This window comes from Paenibacillus terrae (assembly GCF_000943545.1).
Lineage (GTDB): Bacteria > Bacillota > Bacilli > Paenibacillales > Paenibacillaceae > Paenibacillus > Paenibacillus terrae_A.
In genome coordinates this window covers 21277-42602 of the sequence record NZ_JTHP01000019.1, presented here as the reverse complement: position 1 = coordinate 42602, position 21326 = coordinate 21277, and the positions used below count along the sequence as shown (strand labels likewise).

At 46.9% G+C, this 21326-nt stretch carries 18 protein-coding genes; 8 read left to right on the top strand and 10 right to left on the bottom strand.

Annotated features, from left to right (window positions below; all coding sequences use genetic code 11):
- Nucleotides 1–108: 108 nt before the first annotated feature.
- Nucleotides 109–1872, top strand: coding sequence for an alpha-glycosidase (locus QD47_RS11565; RefSeq protein WP_044646270.1), 1764 nt, complete (start codon nucleotides 109–111; stop codon nucleotides 1870–1872).
- Nucleotides 1873–2010: 138 nt separating this feature from the next.
- Complete coding sequence (locus QD47_RS11560; protein ID WP_044646269.1) at nucleotides 2011–3387, top strand: tetratricopeptide repeat protein; 1377 nt, start codon at nucleotides 2011–2013, stop codon at nucleotides 3385–3387.
- 319 nt (nucleotides 3388–3706) lie between these two features.
- Here QD47_RS11560 and QD47_RS32520 read toward each other — a convergent pair whose 3' ends face one another.
- Nucleotides 3707–3859 carry a hypothetical protein gene (locus tag QD47_RS32520; protein ID WP_200893422.1) on the bottom strand — a complete coding sequence of 51 codons (153 nt, stop codon included), beginning with the start codon at nucleotides 3857–3859 and terminating at the stop codon, nucleotides 3707–3709.
- 261 nt (nucleotides 3860–4120) lie between these two features.
- Between QD47_RS32520 and QD47_RS11555 the strand changes: the two genes are divergently transcribed.
- From QD47_RS11555 to QD47_RS11545, 3 genes are all read left to right on the top strand, one after another.
- On the top strand, nucleotides 4121–5581 hold the full coding sequence (locus QD47_RS11555; protein ID WP_044646268.1) for an alpha/beta hydrolase family protein: 1461 nt from the start codon (nucleotides 4121–4123) through the stop codon (nucleotides 5579–5581).
- 52 nt (nucleotides 5582–5633) lie between these two features.
- Nucleotides 5634–6023 carry a MerR family transcriptional regulator gene (locus QD47_RS11550; protein WP_044646267.1) on the top strand — a complete coding sequence of 130 codons (390 nt, stop codon included), beginning with the start codon at nucleotides 5634–5636 and terminating at the stop codon, nucleotides 6021–6023.
- Between the two features lie 92 nt (nucleotides 6024–6115).
- Complete coding sequence (locus QD47_RS11545; protein ID WP_044646266.1) at nucleotides 6116–7219, top strand: WG repeat-containing protein; 1104 nt, start codon at nucleotides 6116–6118, stop codon at nucleotides 7217–7219.
- 71 nt (nucleotides 7220–7290) lie between these two features.
- Here QD47_RS11545 and QD47_RS11540 read toward each other — a convergent pair whose 3' ends face one another.
- A complete protein-coding gene (locus tag QD47_RS11540; RefSeq protein WP_044646265.1) occupies nucleotides 7291–7725 on the bottom strand; it encodes a hypothetical protein in 435 nt (144 codons plus the stop codon).
- A gap of 31 nt (nucleotides 7726–7756) precedes the next feature.
- Between QD47_RS11540 and QD47_RS34380 the strand changes: the two genes are divergently transcribed.
- Nucleotides 7757–8041, top strand: coding sequence for a CysS/YqeB C-terminal domain-containing protein (locus QD47_RS34380; RefSeq protein WP_459542282.1), 285 nt, complete (start codon nucleotides 7757–7759; stop codon nucleotides 8039–8041).
- A 23-nt stretch (nucleotides 8042–8064) separates the two neighbouring features.
- On the opposite strand, the gene QD47_RS11535 is transcribed toward QD47_RS34380, so the two are convergent.
- Nucleotides 8065–8730, bottom strand: coding sequence for a methionine ABC transporter permease (locus QD47_RS11535; RefSeq protein ID WP_044646264.1), 666 nt, complete (start codon nucleotides 8728–8730; stop codon nucleotides 8065–8067).
- On the bottom strand, nucleotides 8727–9749 hold the full coding sequence (locus QD47_RS11530; RefSeq protein WP_044646263.1) for a methionine ABC transporter ATP-binding protein: 1023 nt from the start codon (nucleotides 9747–9749) through the stop codon (nucleotides 8727–8729). Before QD47_RS11530 ends, QD47_RS11535 begins: the two co-directional genes overlap by 4 nt.
- 334 nt (nucleotides 9750–10083) lie before the next feature.
- Here QD47_RS11530 and pdaA point away from each other — a divergent pair, with 334 nt between their 5' ends.
- Nucleotides 10084–10881 carry a delta-lactam-biosynthetic de-N-acetylase gene (gene pdaA, locus QD47_RS11525; RefSeq protein ID WP_044646262.1) on the top strand — a complete coding sequence of 266 codons (798 nt, stop codon included), beginning with the start codon at nucleotides 10084–10086 and terminating at the stop codon, nucleotides 10879–10881.
- A 116-nt stretch (nucleotides 10882–10997) separates the two neighbouring features.
- On the opposite strand, the gene QD47_RS11520 is transcribed toward pdaA, so the two are convergent.
- Nucleotides 10998–12698, bottom strand: a complete 1701-nt coding sequence (locus QD47_RS11520) for a glycoside hydrolase family 13 protein (protein ID WP_044646261.1) — start codon at nucleotides 12696–12698, stop codon at nucleotides 10998–11000.
- Nucleotides 12699–12970: 272 nt separating this feature from the next.
- Here QD47_RS11520 and QD47_RS11515 point away from each other — a divergent pair, with 272 nt between their 5' ends.
- Complete coding sequence (locus QD47_RS11515; RefSeq protein WP_044646260.1) at nucleotides 12971–14062, top strand: hypothetical protein; 1092 nt, start codon at nucleotides 12971–12973, stop codon at nucleotides 14060–14062.
- A gap of 210 nt (nucleotides 14063–14272) precedes the next feature.
- Here the strand turns inward: QD47_RS11515 and QD47_RS11510 are convergent, their stop codons facing one another.
- From QD47_RS11510 to QD47_RS11490, 5 genes are all read right to left on the bottom strand, one after another.
- Nucleotides 14273–15061, bottom strand: a complete 789-nt coding sequence (locus tag QD47_RS11510; RefSeq protein ID WP_044646259.1) for an SDR family oxidoreductase — start codon at nucleotides 15059–15061, stop codon at nucleotides 14273–14275.
- Nucleotides 15062–15078: 17 nt separating this feature from the next.
- A complete protein-coding gene (locus QD47_RS11505) occupies nucleotides 15079–16236 on the bottom strand; it encodes an SMP-30/gluconolactonase/LRE family protein (RefSeq protein ID WP_044646258.1) in 1158 nt (385 codons plus the stop codon).
- A gap of 31 nt (nucleotides 16237–16267) precedes the next feature.
- Entirely contained in the window at nucleotides 16268–17281 is a 1014-nt protein-coding gene (locus QD47_RS11500; RefSeq protein WP_044646257.1) for a zinc-dependent alcohol dehydrogenase family protein, read from the bottom strand.
- Between the two features lie 523 nt (nucleotides 17282–17804).
- Nucleotides 17805–18866 carry an EAL domain-containing protein gene (locus tag QD47_RS11495; protein WP_044646256.1) on the bottom strand — a complete coding sequence of 354 codons (1062 nt, stop codon included), beginning with the start codon at nucleotides 18864–18866 and terminating at the stop codon, nucleotides 17805–17807.
- A gap of 272 nt (nucleotides 18867–19138) precedes the next feature.
- Nucleotides 19139–21244 (bottom strand): bifunctional 2',3'-cyclic-nucleotide 2'-phosphodiesterase/3'-nucleotidase, encoded by a 2106-nt coding sequence (locus QD47_RS11490; RefSeq protein WP_044646255.1) that lies wholly within the window; start codon nucleotides 21242–21244, stop codon nucleotides 19139–19141.
- Between the last annotated feature and the right edge of the window lie 82 nt (nucleotides 21245–21326).

Here is a 21326-nt window from a genome sequence, read left to right as displayed (position 1 = left end):
ATAGCATTTGATGGTACATAACCCGCATAAAAAGGTTAATAACTACCTTATACGACATATGCTATATGATTTCAAATTCTACTGCTTGCAAAATAGGAGGAATACCATATGCTGCTGGAAGCGATATACCACCATCCGAAGCGCAATTGGGCTTTTGGTTATGATGATGCAACTCTATTTTTACGGCTTCGTGTGAAGAAAAATGACCTGACCGCTGTACACGCTCTAACCGGAGACAAATACGACTGGGATCGCACCCGACAGCTCATTCCGATGTCCAAATTCGCCACCGACGGCAGATTTGATTACTACCAATGTACCGTAAAGCCCACTCACCGCCGACTGAAATATGGATTTTTGCTGGAAGACGAAGAAGAACAACTATGGATGAACGAGAACGACTTTACCACCCAAGAACCTCAAAATGCAGACGGCCTGTTCCAATACCCGTTTTTGAATCCAATTGATATTCTCAAACCACCTGCATGGGTGAAGGATGCAGTTTTTTATCAGATTTTCCCGGAACGCTTCGCAAACGGTGACCCCTCTATTAGCCCGGAAGGTGCCGAGGCATGGGGAGACACGCCGCAAACCGACAATTTTTTTGGTGGCGATCTACAGGGGATCATAGATCATCTGGACCACCTGAACGAGCTGGGGATTAACGCCCTGTATATGACGCCTGTCTTCAAGGCGACGACCAATCATAAATACGATACCGAGGATTATATGGAGGTGGACCCGCATTTTGGGGACAAGGAGACGCTAAAAAGAATGGTGAACGCCTGCCACGACCGGGGAATCCGGGTACTGTTCGATGCAGTGTTCAATCATTCGGGACGTACCTTTAAGCCGTTCGTGGACGTGCTGGAAAAAGGCAAAGCCTCGTCTTACAAGGACTGGTTCCACGTACATAGCTTCCCGCTGGAAGTGTTGGATGATACACCGACCTACGATACCTTCGGGCTGGAGCCGATGATGCCCAAACTAAACACCGAGCATCCTGAGGTGAAGAAGTACCTGCTGGATGTGGCAAAATATTGGATCGAAGAGATCGGCATCGACGGGTGGCGGCTGGATGTGGCAGATGAGGTGGATCACGCCTTTTGGCGGGAGTTCCGCACCACGGTCAAGCAGGCCAACCCGGATGCGTACATTCTGGGTGAAATGTGGAATGAATCCTCTGAATGGCTACAGGGTGACCAGTTCGATGCGACGATGAATTATCCGTTCACTTATGCGGTGAATGATTTTTTCGTCAAAAAAGAGTCCGATGCCCAAAGCTTCGCTTTTGCTATCGGTCGGCAACTGGCCCGCTATCCGCAGCAGGCCTCTGAAGTGGCCTTCAATCTGCTGGATAGCCATGACACGCCGCGCCTCCTGACGCTGTGTGGCGACGACAAGCGGCTGATGCGGCTGGCCGCTCTGTTCCAGTTTACGTACATGGGCGCGCCCTGCATCTATTACGGTGATGAAATTGGTCTGGATGGAGATGCCGATCCAGGCTGTCGCAAGTGCATGGAGTGGGACCCTGACAAGCAGGACCGCGAGTTGTTCGACTTTTACCGCGAGCTGATTGCGCTGCGTAAGGAGCACCCGGCGCTGCGTGCCGCGGGAAGTCTCACTTTTCTGGAGGCAGAGCCGGAGGGCACATCCCTCGCCTACGAACGCCGCAGCGAGGAAGAGGTGCTGCTCGTGCTGCTTAACCGTTCCGGTAAGAGCCACGTGTTTGAGCTGGACATTCCCCAGCAGGATTGGGAATTGGCTTTTGGCGAAAGCCAGTGGTCCGCAGGAGCGAAAGGCTTCCACGCCGAGCTTCCACCCTACGGCTACGCCGTAATGAAGACAACGCCTGCGAAGCGGGTGGAATAGACGCTCTCCTTTTAATAAACGGAGTAGTCTCATCCCTTGAGGCTACTCCTATATACATACAAACATTCCCAATAAGATGATATAATATATTCAGATAATCGCTGATTTAGCATCCGGATTGTGAAAGGGGTGGTTCATTTGGAACATACAACCACGATACGCACAGAGCTGGAGCAATTCATGGCACGAGAAGACCTAAGCATTACGCAATTTTGCGAAATGGCGGATGTAGGAACGGAAACAGTCCATGCTATTCTGGGCAAAAAAATGCCATTCTCGGTAGAGCAACTGGATCGGGTTACATACGGTATGCGACTGAATCCAGGCCATTTTTATGGGCATTACATCGAGGAATATTTGGTCGAAGCTGTCCCCCATTGGCGCAATATTAAACCTTTTTTATACCGATGTGAAGAACTGAACAAGCTGGATTGCATTCAGCAAATCAGCTATTTAGAGTTGAATAGTGCGACTTACGCTCCTCTGTTGTTCGAAGTAGCTGAGGATTTTTTCATACATGACAAACACGCCGCCGCAGCCCTTCTTTACAAAAATATCGTCAAAAGGGAGGGCGGCCGACGTTCAAAACGACTGGCCTTGTGTCAGTATCGCTTGTTTATTCTTGGGCTGGGGCCCGATAAAGAACAAAACGTGGAGGCTGCTAACCGGGTTTTTACCCTTTTGGATCAGCTTGACGAGATAGACCGACTCGACGCATTAAGAGAACTGGCGAATGCATATATGCAAAGGAAATTATGGGATTTAGCCAAGGACTTGGCTCAAGATATGGACGATGAGGCTAATATTCAATACCTTCTTATGCACCAGCCCAATAAGGTTAATCAGGAAGCACTCAAAAAGCCACAAAGACCAATGTTCTTTTATATGGCCTATTCTAACTATCTTCGTGCGAACATTTGTGAGGCCCAGGGAAACTACAAGCAAGCACTACAATATACTTACGCGTATGCTGATCTAAGCTGGGTGAAGGAGACCGATGAGGAAACACAATACTGGCTGAACAAATGCAAAGAATGGGCACAGTCCAGTCTATTTTTATATAAAATGCTAACCGGAGATGTAAGCGCTATTTTGGATTATGTTAAATGCATTGAAGCTTCACCAACCGGGCTGATGCCGGGATTGTTTAAAATCGTTAGAGCCGCCAATCAACAGGATATCAAGGTAGATTATTTTCTTGAAAAGTTCGAAACAGACATTGCAGCCTTTATTGCGCGGGAAAAAGCTATTGTTACGTATACGCACAAGATCACGCCAGATTTATATATTCTTTTTCTGCATGAGCTGGCTCACTATTATTTAAGCAGAGGGGCATTTGACGTTGGTTTTCGGTATCTAATCGACGGTATGGAGAAAGCCTTTGAGGTCGATAATAAATCCTGTATCATTAAATATATTGGGCTTTATGAGCATTCTCGATTATTTGCGTCCCGTGAAACTGATGCAGAGTATAAGAGATTAATGGACGGAATGTATTTGAACGATGATGAATAACATGACCTCATTAAAATTTGCGATTATATAAGTGGGCCTAAAAGTTACCTATAGTGCCACTCCGCAGACGGATGGTGCTTCCCATCGCCACCGCCCCCGGATTTCTGGAATAAATTCTGATTAGGGTAGAAATCCGGGGATGTGATGCTTCCGAAGCGAGCTTTCCTACGGAAAGCTTTTAAAGCGACCGCTTCGCTTGTACAGCACCATTCCGCCTACTCCGTTTTCCATGTACATTTTTAATTCAACTTGCCTAAACTCAAACAACGCGCGTCGATACCCAATCGACGCGCGTTGGCTACATAACTTTGTTAACGGATTACTTATTTTGAATATCTGTTCTTACGACCCCGACATCAGAAGCATTGATAGAAATGGGGTTGCCACCTTGTCCTGACTGAGCTGAAGAAGATTGTCTGACGTCTACCGAAATTCTTTTATTTTTAAAGCCGCTTCGTTTCTTTCTTCCCAAAGCAATTACCTCCTTAAAATACGTGATTTTCCTTTAAATCTCTCATTTGCGAGTCCCCTGTTCAGACGGATATAAACCATCCTTGAGTCGATCTCAACTGCGAAGAGATATGTTATATGAATATGCTAGAGTAAGAGAAGTTGTATCGGCGAATAGCAGATCATAGTAGAAAAGAGGCTGTGGGTTGGAAAATACCTGGTGCTTGACCTTGTAGTATACTTCAACGTTTATGCTTGATCTAAAGGATGGAGGTATTACATCATGAGGACACTTGAGATCGCTGTGCTTCTGGTCAGCTTGGCCGCCGCAGGCGTTATTGTGTTTAGAAAAAGAGAAAGGCGGCTGGATACAGCCATATTATCTTCCCTCGTATTAGTCGTGCTGCTGCATGGAATGATGGATCATTTTCGCTTGCAAATGCTTCCGACCTATCTTGTTGCATGGATACTGATCCTCGGATTTATCCTTAGAATCATCAAGCCCCAAGCTAAAGTACGTCTCCAAACTCGAAAAAAAATATATATGAAAAAGGGGCTGCTAACTATGGTCGTTATGGCTTTAACTGCCGGATCAATGTACTTGACGCATGTATTGCCTGCTTTCTCGCTCCCTGAACCGACTGGGAAATATGCTATTGGCACCATTTCGCAGCATTTGACCGATCAAAGCCGTGACGAAACCCTCAGTGCGGTACCTGGCGACAAGCGGGAATTGATGGTCAATGTCTGGTACCCTGTCGACTCCGATGTGGCAAAACAAAAGCCCAAAGACCCTTACCCTGCTGAGCTGGGAGAAGCCATCAGTCTTGTATTCGGGATACCGAAGCAGCTATTCAGTTACCTCACAACGATTCCTACGCATGTCGTCCAAGGTGTGGAGGTATCCAACGCTGAGGCAAAATATCCGGTGCTGCTGTTCTCACCCGGTATCCGTTCTACCCGATTTCAGAGCATGACGGCTGTGGAGGTACTCGTGAGTCATGGCTATATTGTAGTGGGCATGGATCATCCCTACTCTTCAGCTAAAGTTTCCTTCCCTGATGGTCGGGTCATTCCCTACACGCCGGAGCCTGAATTCCCGACATCGGCTGAGCAATATGAAAATAATGTAAAGGGTGTCAGCATTCGCGCAGCCGATTCCCGATTCGTGCTGGACACGCTTACGACATGGAATACACAAGATCCTAACGGATTGTTCGAAGGCAAGATGGATCTGGAGCATGTGGGCATATTCGGACACTCCTACGGCGGGGCGACAACAGCTGAAACCTTGGCGCAGGACCAGCGTTTTAAAGCGGGTGTCAGCCTGGAGGGTGGATTCTGGGGAACCGTCGCCCATACTGGATTGCAGCAGCCCTTCATGTATATGATGACAGGAACCACGGCGGAGAGCTTAAAGCCATCGGTTACGAAAAAAGATAAGGTCTTTTATACGGAATTTGCTCCCGATCTGAAGTCGGTCATGACCAAAAGCCAAAATGATACCTATTATTTGACGGTTGATAAGCTCTTCCATCAGAGCTTTACGGATCTGGCCCTGATTTCACCCTCTCTTTTTGCTAAAAATATAGACCCTGTGCATAATATTGATATTACGAGATCGTATGTACGAGCCTTTTTCGACCAATATCTTAAAGGTGAACAGCAGCCGCTATTAAAAGGCGCTTCGCCTGAATATCCCGAGGTGTCGTTCGATCCAACGTATACTAAAAAGAGATCATAGCTATTTCTGATATAAAAAGTAGCGATTTTACTAGAAAATCGGAGGTTCAGGCATGGAGGGAATGACACGGGGCGAGCTGTCACAGCGTACCGGATTGAGCATGGCAACCATTCGTTATTACGAGAATAATGGTGTTTTGCCTGCTCCCAAGCGGGCTGCAAATGGATACCGCATATATACGGATGACTATCTGGTAAAGATCAAGTTTATTAAAGATGCCAAATCATTAGGGTATTCACTTAAGGAAATACAAGAAACGCTCCAACTGCTCAGTCAGGAGATGGACGAAGACACATTGAGGGAAATTGTTCAAAAAAAGATTGTTGAGATTGAAGCCCATATAGACACGCTGCACACCCTGCAATCGTTACTGTTGGGCTTGCTTAAAACCCCTCAGACCGATATCCAAAACTATTTGAAATCATTTCATATCCCTGAATAAAAAACACAGTATAAAGAAACTTATTTACAAATTGTTCGTCTATATCCATGGAATTATTTTCTATAAAATGGAACCCATGAAGGAGCATTGAAATGAAAAAAAAGGTAGCATTAGCTTTACTACTGTTATGTACTGCATTCACAACGACGGGCACAGGCTTCGCATCTAGCAACACGCCAAATCTTGAAGTTTCTCAAACACCTCTCGATTATAATATGGTTATACCTGAAAGTGACGGGAACTTTCATGATGGCTTGCTATTTGCGGAACAATCCAACGGCTCGCTCGTGTACTATAACGCGAAAGGGAAAGAGGCCTTTACCCTTCCCGACTATATTTCACCTGTCAGCGATTTTAACGAGCAACGTGCGCTGGTTAAAAACAATAAAACGAATCTTTACGGCTTCATTAACACGAAGGGACAACTGGCTATTCCTTGCCAATATACAGATGCAGGTAATTTCTCCGAAGGCTTGGCCCATGTAATAACAGCAGATAACAAAAGCGATTTCCTCATCGACCGAACAGGAAAGACCGTTACCCGTTTGACGCAAAAATATAGTTCAGATTATCATTTCACATATGGCTTGGCTCTGGTATACAATCCAAAAGGCGATAAAATCGGGTTTATCAATAAAAAAGGACAATTAGCTATTCCTTATCACTATGCCACTTCCCGTGGATTTTACGAAGGGCTGGCTCTGGTTAAAAGCAGTAAAGGAATGTATGGGTACATTGATACGACAGGGAAAGTTGTTATTCCTCTGCAATATAAATCCGGGGGCGATTTCTCTGAAGGGCTGGCTGCCGTGCAAAACACCAAAGGTCAGTGGGGCTTTATCAATAAGCAGGGAAAGGACGTTATTCCTTTTCGGTATACGGATGCGAGTTGTTTTAGCGAAGGTTTAGCCGCTATTTATAATCAAAACGGCAAAGTCGGTTTCATTGATCCCAAAGGAAAATTGGTCATTGGTTATCAGAAATATACCCGAGCCGAGTCTTTCAAGGAAGGCATTGCCCTCGTGGGTGTTGGAACGAATTCTGACGGTAAGTTCGGCTACATTGACCGCCAAGGCAAGCTGCTGACCAAACTTCAATATTTGAATATATCCTCCTCTTTTGCAAATGGCTACGCCGTGGCATCGAAAGAACAGGGTATTGCATTTCTCCTTACCAAGTACTTACCTTCAAAGTAAATCTTATAACCCAAAGGGACGGAAAGCATAAAGCCGCGCCTTTGAGTTGTTTAATGCTGCTTTCAGCCTAATTAATCGTGCGTATAAAATTTTACTCCTGGCAGGTCTGCCGCCTTCCACGACCAATTGATCGTTTTACTGTTAAAATTAGAAGTGCCTGCCTGTGCAACCTGTACTTCTTTCAATACTGTAATGGATGAGCCTTTAGGTCTGACCACCACCACGTGACCATGACCTGTCTCTTTTTTGATACCGATTGTTGGATAACCGAGGTTGGCCCTTTTTTGAGCGTCGCTGAATGTGACAGCATACCAACCGGGAGCTTTTTTATTACTCAATGCATCTGCCATTTCATTAGCTAAACCACCAGGCAGGGCGGCCGACATCTTCTTCATTACATCTTGTGCAAATTCGTTACAATGAGTAACACCCCCCTTAGGTAAATAATTGGATTCAACATTTAAAGAGTCAATTGCTGCTGTATAGGTTTTGGCGGTTCTTTCCATATTTGTTTCCCCCTAAAATGGTATTGAAGAGATGCGATGGAGTCGCTGTACATTGGAATGGCTCCACATTCATTGGATGTCAGCATCATTTCCCCCCACTAATATAAGTAACTACAGACCTTCCCTAACAACCGCAAGTCAAAATATAAGAACGATCTTTGCTTCTCTCCACGGTTTTGAGCCCCAGAGGACGAAGCTTCGGAGCAGTGCTGACCTTCCCGCCGAAGATGCTCATGATTTACGCAATGAAATCGCCAAGCCGGGCTTTGTCGTCCGCGACGAAAAAACCCGCCAATATTGGCGGGTTCACAACTAAAATCCATAAATTCATTATAAAAATCAACCCCTGCGCACTTTACGGGACAATAGGTTACCCAAGGACTGAACAACTTGTACAAATACAACAAGAATCACGACGGTAATGAGCGTAACGACCGTATCGAACCGCTGATAACCGTACGATATCGCCAGGTCGCCAATCCCGCCGCCTCCGACTGCGCCTGCCATGGCAGTGGCTCCAATCAAGCCGATTGCAGCTGTCGTTAACGACAGAATCAGGGAACTGAATGCTTCGGGGAGCAAGAAGTAACGAATGACCTGAAAAGGGGTCGCTCCCATCGCGTCCGCGGCCTCCAATATGCCCGGATTCACCTCCAGCAGCGAATTTTCGACCAGTCTGCCGATATATGGCGCAATATAGAAAATCAACGGAACAATCGCCGCGCTCGTCCCAATGGATGTATTTACAATCAGACGCGTCAACGGAATGATCGCTACCAGCAATATGATAAACGGTAAGGAACGAACAATATTAATAATGGGATTAAAAATACCGTAAAACCATTTGCTCTCCAAAATCCCGCCCGGACGGGTAATGACCAGCAAAATACCGATAGGTATACCGATTAATGCGCCAATGAACAGCGAGATGCTGACCATGAGCAAGGATTGATATAAAGCTTCCCACAGTTGATCCCAGGTTATAGAGGTTCCTGTAATCATCATATGGCCTTCACCTCCTGAATGTTGACCCCTTTACTCTTGATAAAATCAACAGCCTGCTGGACGGCATGCTCCTCGCCGCGCACCTGAATTGTCATATAGCCAATGGTCGTCTCTTGTATTTCCGTCATATTGGCAAACAAAATGTTCACATAGACCTCATGCTGCCGAATCAATTCATGAACCACTGGCTCGGAAGCAGCCTGTCCGATAAATTCCAGCTTGTAAATCCGCTGTGCTTCTTGCTGCTCGAACGTTTGCAGCACACTATCCGGCACCGTATCATGAATAACCGTGCGCACAAAGCTTTGCGTCGTCGGGTGCTGCGGCTGTCCGAATACCTCCAGCACATTGCCCTGCTCGATGATTTCACCCTTTTCCATCACAGCCACCTTGTTGCAAATCCGCTGAATGACTGACATCTCATGCGTGATGATCAGAATGGTAATCTTGTATTCCTTGTTGATTTTACGAAGCAAATCCAGAATCGACTGTGTGGTCTGCGGATCAAGCGCCGAAGTGGCCTCATCACAGAGCAGGATAGACGGGTTGCTCGCCAGCGCCCGCGCAATACCGACACGCTGCTTCTGACCACCAGAAAGCTCACTCGGATAGCTGTTCGCCTTGTCTGACAAGCCTGTGAACTCCAGCAACTCTTTTACCCGTTGCTCAATCTCCCGTTTGTTGCGCTTGAGCAGCACCAGCGGAATCGCAATATTGTCGAACACCGTTTTCGACTCCAACAGATTGAAATGCTGAAAAATCATACCGATCTTCTTTCTTACCTTCCGAAGCCCTGATGTCGAATAGGTATTCAACCGCTCTCCTTCGACAAGAACCTCTCCGCTGGTGACCTTCTCCAGACGGTTAACCAACCGGATCAGCGTACTTTTACCTGCGCCGCTGAATCCGATAAAACCGAAGATATCACCTTTATCCACTTGGATATTTATATTTTTTAGCGCTTCAATGCTTAAGCCTTTTCTCACATAGGTTTTGGATACATTTTTTAGTTCAATCATTACTTCTAGCTCCTTCCGATTCCTTTAAGAATGTAAGATGTCATTGAGCTGTTTGCATCCCTTTATCGTTAATCCACTAAATCCGAGTATTCTAGTAAGTTTTATAAAGTATACTACTTCGATTTAATATTCATGTCAATATGTGTTTTTTGAGGGCCAACGATTAAACTTTAGCCCTGAGGGCATCGTCATCTAACTACAGGGATTGTTAAAAGCCATGTTCGTCCTAAGTTGAGAGCATTTTTTGCATAAACAGGCGTGGTATTGCAGACGCTATGGAATATGCCGAAGCATACACACCTTGCCCAAATGGGACGGAAGCGGAGGAAGTTAAATGAAAAGAATATTTGCCTTGTGGCTATGCGTTGCGGTTATGGGGATGTTAGTTGTTACGGGTGAATCCGCGCTAGCTGCTCAAACTGTTGACGAACAGCCTTATCATTTTGGATTCAAAAAAAGCAAGGGGGGCGAGCTGCCTTCTATCGCACAGGAGGGCTTTATGCACCTGATTGAAAAACAGGGGGGCATCTTTCTCGGAGATACTGCCAAAAAAGAAATATTTCTCACGTTCGACAACGGCTATGAGAATGGATATACGCCCAAGGTGCTGGATGTATTAAAGGCCAAAAAGGTTCCGGCCGCCTTCTTTGTAACCGGACATTTTGTGAAGGATCAGCCAGCTTTGATGCGCCGCATGGCGAGTGAGGGCCATATTATTGGTAACCATTCATGGAGTCATCCTGATATGAGTACCATTTCTTCGACAGAGATCCGGTCTGAGCTGGATCGGGTACGAAATGCATCGGCAGAGCTCACCGGACAAAAGGAAATGAAATACGTCCGTCCGCCTCGTGGCATTTTTAGCGAAAAGGCATTGGCCTCCTGCCGAGAAGCCGGATATACGAGCGTATTTTGGTCTGTGGCTTACAAGGACTGGGACACGAATATCCAGCAGGGAGCAGACTATGCCTACCAACAAGTTATACGTCAGCTCCACCCTGGAGCAGTCATTCTGCTCCATTCCGTATCCAAGGACAATACCGAGGCGCTGGCTTCGATTATTGACGAAGCCCGCAAGCAAGGGTATGAGTTCAAAAGCCTGGACGACCTTAAGGTTAAGCATTACCAATAAAAATAACTGAATTGGACGAATGGCTAAATATAAAAAGCCCGATCCACACTGTGTACAGCAGACAGTGTCAATCGGGCTTTTTGCTTTACGATTAAGGAAGGTAGGGGATCATATACTTATTCTAAGGTTAGCTTATACACCCTTGCTTCATAAGGGCGCAGCTTCAAAGCATGCAGATTCTCCCCTTGCGATGGTTCGTAGTTGGACAGAAGCAGCTCCGCTTTGGCGGCAGGATAGCCCTCCTCCTCAGGCCAGTGGAACATCGGTTCACGATCAAAGAAATTCAAAATGACTAGCAGATGCTCCTTCCCCAACGTGCGGGTAAACACATACAACTCGGTATCCAGCGGCAGCAGCAGCTTATATTCACCATAAACGATCACCTCATGTTGTTTACGCAGGGCAATCAGCTTACGATAATAGTGAAAAATCGAATCCGGGTTATGTCTTTCCGCTTCAACGTGGATATGCGTGTAGTTATCGTTGATTTTCATCCACGGCTCTCCATCGGTAAACCCGGCCGCATGGCCTCCATTCCACTGCATGGGCGTCCGCGCATTATCCCGGCTTTTTCTCCAAATTGCCGCCATAATCTGCTCTTCCGGTTCGCCCAGCTTCCGTTGCTGTTCATAATAATTCAATGTCTCCACGTCCCGGTAATCATCAATTGACGAGTAAGCGATATTCGTCATGCCGATTTCCTCGCCTTGATAAATGTACGGCGTACCTTCGAGCATATGCGTGAAGGTTGCCAGCATTTTGCCCGACTCCACACGGTACTGTCCATCATTCCCGAATCGCGAGAGGGCGCGCGGCTGATCATGGTTGTTCAGATAATTCGCATTCCAGCCTTCCTGATGAAGCACCGTCTGCCATCGACTCATCATTTTTTTAAGCTCTACCAGTGTCCACGGCTTGGGTTTCCACTTTTCTGTTCCCTGTCCCTCGGCATCTATAAACATGTGTTCAAACTGGAAAACCATATTCAGTTCATGTCGCTGATCCCCCACATAATCGAGAGCCTGTTCAGGGCCTAAGCCTGATGTCTCACCGACGGTCATTAAGGGATACCGCTCCAGCACCCTTTCATTCAGCATGCGAAGAAGCACATGCACCTGTTCCAAATTGGAAAAAAGCTGATAGGCCCGTACCCATGTCCGTTTCTCGGGATTATTGGCGTCTGGCAGCCCTTCGGTTTTGACAATATGGGCAATGGCGTCAAATCGGAAGCCATCGACTCCCTTTTTCAGCCACCATTCCACCATGCGGTACAGTTCAGCGACCATTTCTTCATTGTTCCAGTTGAGGTCCGGCTGATGCTCGGAATACAGATGCATGTAATATTCACCTGTAAGCTTGTCATATTTCCACACAGAACCGGAAAAATACGATTCCCAATTGTTCGGATATCCGCCATTTTTGCCTGTTCGCCATATGTAGTAGTCTCGTTTCGGATTATCCTTGGACGAGCGTGATTCCGTAAACCATGGATGCTCATCCGAAGTATGGTTTAATACCAGATCCATCATAATTTTGATGCCTCGTTCATGCGCCTTGTGAAGGAGTTTATCAAAATCCTCCATCGTTCCGAATTCATCCATAATGGCATAATAGTCACTAATATCGTAGCCGTTATCATGATTGGGCGATTTGTACACCGGACAAATCCAGATGACATCAATGCCCAGTTCACTCAGATAGTCCAGCCTGGACAGAATACCCTGTAAATCTCCTTTTCCGTCTCCATCCGAATCCTGAAAGCTAATCGGATAAATCTGATACACAACGGCTTCCTTCCACCATATCTTTTTAGGCATGATTTCCTCCTGTAGTTTCTCTGTACATCCAATAGCATATGCTCTTAACATACACGCAATACCTGCGGGCGAATCGTTGGTGTGACGCGGAAAAGGAAGTTTGAAGCTTGCTTCGACGTAATCGCAGAGCCATGATGAGGCATTCGAATTTTTTTGAAATTTTTTTAAAAAAACAGGTTGTAAAAGTTACTCCGGCGTTACCTATATATATGAACGGCCCATATCCATGAACCAGAAGCGGTCCCATTCTCTAAATCAAAGGAGGAACTCACATGAACCATCGTCCCAAAGAGCCAAAGGATCTGATTGTGGAGTCGGCTGTGATCCCGCCAAATATCAATGTGGATGTGGAATCAGCCACCGAGGGGGGAAAGCGCCGCCTGATGCTTAGCGATAACCCGGAGACGCTCACCCCCGTGACTGTACCTGCCCGGCAAGCTACCCTGTGGCATGACGTGGTGCGCACGACAACCCGGACGGTCAAGCATCGCATTTTCGGCTGGCATTACAACAAAATCGGCGCCCCCGTCAAACTGGGCATCACCGTAGAGAACAAAAGCGATGCTGCGCTGGAAGTACGTCATATCGAGCGGGCTTTAGAGATTGCGCCTGAGGATGGTAACTGGATTATGGATGTCGGGCAGTCTATTGCCAAAAGCTGTTTGGCAGGTACGATGAAGCGCGTGAAGCCGGTAGACCGTCATAAATTCAGCAAAGGTACAGCGCTGCTGGAAGAATTCGAGCTGCCTGAAGGATCGCTGGCCGGATTCACCTATGATCTCACTGTGGAATATGCCGAAGGCCATGGTACGTTGGACTATGTAATCCGCACCGTGGTCAGTAAGGATATACAGACCGACCTGCGCGGGATTCATGCGGAGCCGCTACCACCCGTACCGCCGCCGCAGGCGCATCCGCGCGGTACATGGTCCTTTTCCGAAACAAACGCGCGGATGCCAGAGTACGTGGTCGGGCAAAGCGCCAACTACCGAGCATGTGCCACCAAAAAATTGAACGGTGAGACTCCCGCCGATCTACTGTTTACCGGGGCTCGCAGCGAGCTAGGCCCTGCGCTTGATAATCGTGGACAATTCGGTGTCATATATAACGCTACGATTCCCATCGTTAACGACAGTCACGAGGAACGTACGGTCCGCATCTACGCCAATCCGCGTGGGGGAGCGTTCGCTGGGTCTGTGCGTGTGGATGATCATGTATATGGTATCCCTCTGCTACGAGATAATACCAAGGTATGCCGATTGGCTGATATCAGCGTGCCCCCTGGCAAGTCCAGCTATTCTCTAAGTTTTATGATTGCAGGCAGCGCAACCACGCCGTTGGGCCTGTACGTCATTACACTATAACTGTGCTCACGATGACTGGATAAGCGAACGTAGGGCAAAAATTTTCACAGGATATGGTCTGCGCTATAGTAAATGGAGCTTTCCCAAAAGTCGGTTTTAACTTTATTGGACAGTGTACGCTTCGTCATTAGCGTAAAAAAAAAGCGCGAGTGCAAGGGTTATTTTCCCCCTGTAACTCGCGCTTTTTGGATCAGCAGAATAAATACTGCTCTATTTGAACCGCTGGACCTGCCTCGAAGGCATAATGGTCAACTCTGGAATATTGACATGCTCCGGCTGCTCCAGTGCATAAAGGGCAGCTTCTGCAACATCATCGGGATGCAGCGGCAAAACGCTCGAAGCAAACGCCCGAATTTCCTGCTCGGGATATCCGGCAACCTGCGAAAATTCCGTCGCCACCGCCCCGGGGTGAATCGCAGTTACACGAATTCCTTGCGTACTGGTCTCCAAACGCAATGCGGAGGCTATGGCGCTAACGCCGTACTTGGTAGCGCTGTATAGTCCTCCTCCGGCAACCACTTCCTTCGCTGCAATAGAGGAGACAATGACAACATCCCCCTTGGCCTGTTCCCTCATTGGCTGAAGCCCGTACTTCAGTGTCAGGACAAGACCGTGCACATTCGTCTTGTAAAGCTCCTCCCATCTTTCCAGATCCACTTCTGCCAGTGGGCTTCGATACCCGAAGCCGGCATTGGCAACGATAATGTCAAGCCGCCCCCAGCGTTCAAGAATGGCGTGGACCGCCTGCTGTACGTCTTCAGCTTTTTGGATATCGGCAGGTATTGCCATGACCTCGTACAATTCCTCTTGGTGCAAGTCGCGAACCCATTCGTCCAATCGCTCCTGACGGCGTGCCAATACAGCTACATACGCGCCTCGCTTTGCCAGTTTTTTTGCAATCGATGCCCCAATGCCACTGCTTGCGCCTGTTACCAAAGCTACTTTCCCGGCCAGGCTTTCCTTCGCTTTCCAGGATAATTTCAACTCATCCAATATCATGTTAAACCCTCCCAAGCTTATTTGGTTAAAAGCACGCGATGAACACCCTGGCTGCCTCCAGGAGCTGTACCTATATATAAATATCCGTCATGGTTTACAGCCGTGGTTACCCCATAAAGCGAGCCTTCAGGATCATGCCAGCTTCCGATGAGTTTACCCTGCGGATTAAGCTCCACAGCAAGCCCATGCTTCACAGGTGCGCTTGCACCGCTGAGCAGCGATTGAGGCAATTTGGCCATCATTCCAGCCAGCCACGGGCTTCCATGCATCTGATCTACAAAGGGAATACGTGTCGTGAAGAGACCGACCCAGAAATGGCCTTGATCATCACGCGTAATGTTATCCGGAAAACCGGCGAGATTATCCGCAAAAATATCCGAAGTCCCCTTCTTCGGCCCTTTGAGCCAGTATCGGGTCAATTGGTAGTGATACGACTCTGCCACAAGCACAAAATCTTCGTCCGCAGACAAGGCAACCCCGTTCGCAAAATAAAGGCCTTCCAACAGAACTGTCGTCTGCTTGGTCGCCGGATCATATTTCAGCAAACGTCCATGTGGCTTGTTCTCGGCGATTTCTTTGAAGACTACACTGCCATAATTGGAGGTGTCAGAAAAATAAATGGTACCATCTTTGGCAATATCCAGCTCGTTGGCCAAATAGATCGGTGTGCCGTCGACTTGATCGGCCAACACCGTCACGTTTCCGGAAGGATCTACCGACAGCAGCCCCTTCTTAACATCCGTAACGATCAGATTTCCACTTGCGTCAAACATAAGTCCATTGGGCGTTCCTTTGGTATCTGCATATAGCTGGGCCTTTTGCGGATTGCCCTTTGTATCAAAGGCAACCTTATAAATTTTCCCGTCGGAGTCTCCCGTATATAAATTTCCTTTCTTGTCAAAAGTGATAAATTCCGGAAACTTAGGAGCATCTGTAATAAGCTCTGCGGAGCTGAGTTTATTGTTTTGTTGCCATGGCCCCGCTTCTTCAAAAGAGGGGGCCGAAGGTGCAAGCCATTTTGCAGGTTGGACAGGGGAAGGGATGAGCATAAAAATAACCACTCCCAGAAGGATTACCGCCAGCAGCGATAATCCGGTTCTGCGTACCCATTTACGCGGTTTCTTATTCTTTCTTCCTTGAGCATCTTTGACAGACAAATCAGGTTTACTGGGCATTAGAGTGCCTCCTATGTGATGTGAATAATATTTATATTTGAACGACGATTTTACCGAAATACTGTTTTCCTTCAGCCAAAAGTGCGAAGGCTTCGCCGATTCGGCTGAGCGGGAATACCCGGTCGATGACAGGATGTAAACGATGGCGGGAAATGGCACGATTCATGTTTTCAAAATGTTCCCGGTTACCTACTTGGCTGCCGCGAATCGTCGCAGCCTTCTGCAAAATGCTGGTGACATCGAACTCAGGAATGGTCAAGCCCGATAAGAATCCGACCATGCTCACAGTCCCTCCGGTACGAAGTGCATTGATGGATTGCGCCATTGTTGCCGCTCCCCCTATATCCAGGACATGGTCGACTCCGCCGCCTGTCAGCTCCAGAGCCACCTTATCCCACTCTGGAACTTCCGAATAGTTGATTGTCTGCCATGCGCCGAGAGCTTTTGCCCGTTCCAGCTTGTCATTGCTGCTCGATGTGATAATTACCCGTGCTCCCGCCATCAGAGAGAATTGAAGCCCAAAGATGGAAACACCGCCTGTTCCTTGTAAGAGCACCGTATCCCCCGCTCGCAGCCCGCCGGATTCCATCAGCATGCTCCATGCGGTTAATCCCGCAATCGGCAAGGTGGAAGCCTCCTCCCAAGAAAGGTGATCCGGAATGGCGACGACCCCTTCTTCATGCAGAACGATATATTCAGCCGCCACTCCGCTGAGTGGGCCTCCCAGACTGTCCTTTAATACCTCCGCTCTCGTGCTCCCGCCAATGAATTTCTGTTGTAAATTTCCCGCTACCCTTTGTCCAATCTGAAATTTTGTCACTCCTTCGCCCACAGCCACAATTTCACCCGCTCCATCGGATAACGGAATGAAGGGAAATTGAATGCCGATCGGCATTACTCCATTGAGTATTACCAAATCTCGATAATTAAGAGACGCTGCCCTTATGCGGATCAAAACTTCCAGCCGTCCCGGCACCGGTATGTCGAGTTCCGTCAAGGCTAATTCTTCAAAGCCAAAACCGTTTTTCAGTTGCACTGCTTTCATTTTGGTTGGTCCTCCCTGCAATTTTTAACTTTTTACTCACCATGGATACAGTGTATTATAAAAGAAACATTGTTTCCTATACAATACACTGTATCCGTTTGTCTTCAAAACGTCAATCTTTACTTTAAAAATAAAATATGTCGTAACTGCTTCCGGGCTTTTAACGTTCCTTACCAAGTAAAATTGGAGACAGAGTGGCTTTCGCTTGCCCATAACTTGCTCAGGTGGACAAGCATGGACCAAAAAACGCGAGTTTCAGGGGTGAAAAAACCTCTGAAACTCGCGTTTTTTTACATTAGCATTTTGCATAATTCGATTCCCAACGCTTAAAAGTACAATATATAGACAAACTAGAACGTTTTGATCTATATATTGTTGATTTGAAATCACTCTTGGGATTTATGCAAAATTATCATATTAATGGTGATATAAGCACTGTCCAATACGGTTGAAATTTGCTTATGGGACAGACCCATTTAAGCTCCACTTTTTATAAACTACGTCTACTTAAATTTGTTCCTGACTATATTACGCTACTAAGCATAAAATTGGGGGGCGGACTCGGTTCCGGCTTGCCAAACAAATAACCCTGCGCCAGGGACACACCTGCTTCACGACAAAATTCAAAATCCTCCATCTGCTCAACGCCTTCAGCCAGTACCTGGCCGCCAAAACGAGAAGCCGATTCCACGATCCCTGTAATTTGTCGCTTCTGATCACTGTTGCGATAACAGCCATCAATTAAACTGCGATCAATTTTGACATAATCCGGCTGGAGACAGTTCATCAGCTCTGTCGTAGAATAACCTGCCCCCACATCGTCCAGTGCCACTGAAACTCCACGTTTGCGATATAGTTCAAAAATATGATGCAAAACATTCAGGTCATCAATTTCTTCCGTCTCTACGACCTCAAACACAAAATCCTCCGTATTCATGGACAACCGATCAATCGTCTCAAAGGTATGATTCAAGCAATAAGCCGGATTATAAATAGTGGAAGGAAGAAAATTAATAAAACGTTTGATTCCCGCAGGAAGGCATGTTGCACTTTTTTCAATCGCAGAAATACGGGCTGACCGATCCAGATGAGCATGCAAGCCAGCTTCACGGGCAATTTCAAACAGCCGAAAAGGCTGAAAAGGTCTCTGTGGATGTGACGGACGCAACAAAAATTCAAACCCGATAATGTCCAGCTTGTGGTCAATAATAGGCTGCATATGGCTGGAAAAGCTCTGATCCACAATAACATTCATGACATCTGGATGCTTGATTCGTGCTTGCAGTTGGCTGAATGGAAGCCAATCCTCATACCCTTCGACATGAAACGATCCGGTCACCACAACCTCCATATGTAACAACCATTCCTTCGGCAGACAAGCAAGTCTGTCCATCAATTGCTCCAGCTCCGCAGGACTGTCATAGCGAAACGCAATGCCGTCCTCGCGCCCTTGTTCCTGTTTCATTTGTTCCGACAGCATACCCAAGTTGCCCAGCACTTGAGTAAGCGACACCCTGGAATGCCTGATTTTCAGCAATCCCTGGTCCTTAATAGGTAATATGATGCTGCAATTGCTGCAAGTCATAATGGTCCTCCTCGGAACAATTTTCCGGTTTTTTCACCATTATATCACAAATAACTAGAACAAAAGAACTATATAATTACGTGTTTTTACAAAAAATAAGGTTATTTTTAACTACAACTTAGGACTTAAGTATATATTCGACAAAAAATAAAGCCTTTTGCACCATTTATAAATTCAAGTACCGTTATCCGTGGAACTAAAAAGCAGCAAGTCTCTCGGGCACGGAGACTTGCTGCTTCAATTTGAATTTTAATGGACCCAGAAACCCAGACTTATTTGGAAGCCTTCGGTTTAGTGGTTTTAGCTGGTTGAGCTACCGCAGGTTTGGTTGCTTTTACGGCTGGCTTCGCCGTTGCTTTCGCTGGAGCCACGGTTTCCTTTACAGTAGTCGTTGCTGCATTGGGCTTCGCGCCAGCTTTAAGACTATATTTAGCAAAGCCGTCAGCCGCACTGCCGAGGAATGAAATTTGCTGGTTTCCGGCAAGCACGTCTTTTGCATCAGGCGAGGATTCGAAGGTAACCTTAGCCTCACCGAAGGGAGCAATAGACCAGTTGCCATCCGCAGCCGGATTAATTGTTCCGTTCGTACGGATGTAATCAATAACGACCTGGCGGTTTTCGTCCGGTGCTGCCATCACAATGCGTTTGCCATCCGGATTTGCCAGTTTGGATGAGGAAGCACGATAGTTGTTGGTCGCTACGATAAATTTCTGTGCAGGATCAATTGCTTTCCCGTTGTATTGTAAATCCTTGATACGATGAGCAGAAGGATCAATAACGGTTCCCTTGGCATCATATCGTGCAGGCTGAGTCACATCAACCTGGTAATTCACGCCGTCAATGACATCAAAATTGTAGGTAGGGAAATCTTTGTTAATCAGCAATTGTTCCTCGGTTTTCTTTGGATCGATACGGTTGAACTGGCCCGCAGACCATTCCAGCCATTCCTGAATTTCAGCACCGGTAACTTCTACGGCCTGAACCGTGTTCGGGTACACGTACAGATCGGACACGTTTTTAATGGCTATTGTGCCTTCAGGAATGCTGGTATAATACTCGGCACCGTTTCGACCACCAGCCTTGAATGGGGCGCCAGCCGACAATACGGGAAGATTTTCGTATTCGGTCCCTTTTAGATGGTTCTGTACGTACCATTTTTGTGCATTCGTCACAATCTGAATGGATGGGTCATCCTGCACTAATGCAAAATAACTGTTAATCGGTGCGGTTGTGGTTCCTACCGGTTGACGAACATAATCCAATGTTCCTTTATGTTCGTCCTTGACCGCCTCTGTCAGTTTGAATTCGGGTTTGATCTGTTGCACCGCTGGATTGGTAGTATTCACAACCGGGCGCACTTCCGACTGAGAGTTAGTTACATTCCACACGCGGTTTTTCTTTTCAAGGCTCAGGTCAATAATGCCCAGCTCCTTGCCCCATGAGGAAGCTTCTACAGCCGGTACGCCATTAATGGTTCCTTTATCCAGGTCTACACCGCTCATTCCTTTAAAATCAGGGCCGGGGAAAGATTTATGCGCGTGTCCGAATAAAATAGCGTTAATTCCGTCTACCTTGCTCAAATATTTAACGGCATTCTCCATCAATGGAGTTTGCGGTACATCCTCATAACCTGTGTGTGCCAGCACAATAATAATTTCAGCACCCTCGGTTTTCATTTGTGGAATAAACTTTTTCGCCGTTTCCACAATGTCCTTGGTAACGACCTTGCCCTTCAAATTACTTTCATCCCACTGCGTAATTTGGGGCGTTACCAAGCCAATCACGCCCACTCTGAGTGGATGAACTTGACCCTTTTCATCCGTCACTTCTTTATCCAGAATGCGATAAGGGGTAAAATAATTTTTAGTGCCTTGGCCCCCATCATCGTAATACACGTTCGCATTTACGTAAGGGAAATCAGCTCCCTTGAGCGATCTTTCCAAAAAGTCGAGACCATAGTTAAATTCATGGTTCCCCACCGTAGCCGCATCATAGTCCATCAAGTTCATCATCTTGTAGACCGGATGGACACCGCCTTCTTTCTCGAAGGTTTTGCTTCTGGCCATATAATCGCCCAGTGGATTGCCCTGCAACAAGTCGCCGTTATCGAACAACAGGCTGTTTCTCGTTTCACTGCGCGCCTGCTGAATCAGTCCAGCTGTGCTAATCAAGCCATATTCGTTCGTTTCCTTGTCCGCATAGTAATCGTAATTCATCAAGGCCGCATGAATATCCGTTGTTTCCATGATCCGCAAATTCACTGTACCGCTATCCTTGGATTCGCTGGCAGCCCAAGACGGAGCGGCTGAAAACACCAGCATGTTACAGGCAACGACTGCTGCTGTAAGCCCTTTAAACCATTTTTTATGAAATAACAAAATATATCCCTCCTCATTAAGGTGTAGGCCTCGTACACATATTTTTGCACATATATGTAAGTTTAGAACCCACCATTTCTAT

Coding starts and splice junctions, on each gene's coding strand:
- QD47_RS11545 (WP_044646266.1), top strand. CDS start 6,116: ATGAAAAAAAAGGTAGCATTAGCTTTACTACTGTTATGTACTGCATTC.
- QD47_RS11530 (WP_044646263.1), bottom strand. CDS start 9,749: ATGATTGAACTAAAAAATGTATCCAAAACCTATGTGAGAAAAGGCTTA.
- QD47_RS11555 (WP_044646268.1), top strand. CDS start 4,121: ATGAGGACACTTGAGATCGCTGTGCTTCTGGTCAGCTTGGCCGCCGCA.
- QD47_RS11500 (WP_044646257.1), bottom strand. CDS start 17,281: ATGAAAGCAGTGCAACTGAAAAACGGTTTTGGCTTTGAAGAATTAGCC.
- QD47_RS11520 (WP_044646261.1), bottom strand. CDS start 12,698: ATGCCTAAAAAGATATGGTGGAAGGAAGCCGTTGTGTATCAGATTTAT.
- QD47_RS11505 (WP_044646258.1), bottom strand. CDS start 16,236: ATGCCCAGTAAACCTGATTTGTCTGTCAAAGATGCTCAAGGAAGAAAG.
- QD47_RS34380 (WP_459542282.1), top strand. CDS start 7,757: ATGCGATGGAGTCGCTGTACATTGGAATGGCTCCACATTCATTGGATG.
- QD47_RS11510 (WP_044646259.1), bottom strand. CDS start 15,061: ATGATATTGGATGAGTTGAAATTATCCTGGAAAGCGAAGGAAAGCCTG.
- QD47_RS11550 (WP_044646267.1), top strand. CDS start 5,634: ATGGAGGGAATGACACGGGGCGAGCTGTCACAGCGTACCGGATTGAGC.
- QD47_RS11515 (WP_044646260.1), top strand. CDS start 12,971: ATGAACCATCGTCCCAAAGAGCCAAAGGATCTGATTGTGGAGTCGGCT.
- QD47_RS11535 (WP_044646264.1), bottom strand. CDS start 8,730: ATGATGATTACAGGAACCTCTATAACCTGGGATCAACTGTGGGAAGCT.
- QD47_RS11540 (WP_044646265.1), bottom strand. CDS start 7,725: ATGGAAAGAACCGCCAAAACCTATACAGCAGCAATTGACTCTTTAAAT.
- QD47_RS11495 (WP_044646256.1), bottom strand. CDS start 18,866: ATGACTTGCAGCAATTGCAGCATCATATTACCTATTAAGGACCAGGGA.
- QD47_RS11565 (WP_044646270.1), top strand. CDS start 109: ATGCTGCTGGAAGCGATATACCACCATCCGAAGCGCAATTGGGCTTTT.
- pdaA (WP_044646262.1), top strand. CDS start 10,084: ATGAAAAGAATATTTGCCTTGTGGCTATGCGTTGCGGTTATGGGGATG.